Origin of the sequence: Bacillus sp. ME78, assembly GCF_903970865.1 — a bacterium.
Lineage (GTDB): Bacteria > Bacillota > Bacilli > Bacillales > Bacillaceae_G > Bacillus_A > Bacillus_A cereus.
Map to the genome: position 1 here is coordinate 1 of NZ_CAJCKK010000115.1, position 281 is coordinate 281.

A 281-nucleotide genomic window follows, 5' to 3' on the forward strand; every position below is an offset into this window, starting at 1 on the left:
ACGTACACTGTGCCACCTGTTTCTTTCAGTAAATCTGCCTTTTTAATCGTTACTTCTTTCGCTTCTCCAGCTACCGCTTCTGATGTTACGATCGCTTCTCCACCTTTTGACGCTTCATATACACGAACGATGTCGCCTTTTTTCAGTTCTGACACCGTAATTGTATCTTCTGCTTCCACTTTATTATTTGACACTGTGATTTTTTCTACTGCTGGTGCCACTGTTGTTGGCTCCGCTTCGTACTTCACTGTGACTCTCTTACTCTCATCTTTATTCGGTTT

General features: G+C 42.3%; 1 pseudogene. It reads right to left on the reverse strand.

The features are described from left to right. A pseudogene (locus H6481_RS28515) lies at positions 1–248 on the reverse strand (hypothetical protein); the annotation flags it as partial. Between the last annotated feature and the right edge of the window lie 33 nt (positions 249–281).